The organism is Treponema sp. R6D11, from assembly GCF_054786075.1.
In genome coordinates this window covers 1-442 of the sequence record NZ_BDHD01000938.1, presented here as the reverse complement: position 1 = coordinate 442, position 442 = coordinate 1, and the positions used below count along the sequence as shown (strand labels likewise).

Genomic DNA, 442 nt, shown 5'->3' with positions numbered 1-442 from the left:
CTTACGAATATTTTTCTAAGGACGGAAGGAATACTCTTTTTATTCTGCACTTTAGACTTTATGGAATTCTGTTTAAATTCGTCCCAAGCGATAAACTTATTCATAGCGACAGTGCCGCCGTTAAGTCGCAGTATATGATCCGCCCAGCTTGAAACCGCTATGTCTGTTGGAAAAACGAACAATGAATTCGGGTTATTGATGTTTTCAAGAAGGGTTTTTTCAACGGGATTCATGTATGGGTTTAGTGTAATTTAAACTTAAAATTTTGTCCAGTGGGATTTGAATAGATTATATATATTGAAACTTTTTTCCAAGTGAAGGCAAGATGTATGCCCGATAATTTTACTTGGGGTCCTGTCGGGTAAAAAAACGCCGCGACTTACGTCGCGTCATTTCTTTTCCCCGCCACCCCTCAAGTATTTTATTGGGCATACATCTTAAT

At 38.2% G+C, this 442-nt stretch carries 1 protein-coding gene; it reads right to left on the bottom strand.

Going from position 1 to position 442, the window contains the following annotated elements:
- The coding region (locus ACYVTD_RS16895) for a hypothetical protein (protein ID WP_461248808.1) at positions 1 to 233 on the bottom strand (233 nt) is incomplete at its 3' end.
- Between the last annotated feature and the right edge of the window lie 209 nt (positions 234 to 442).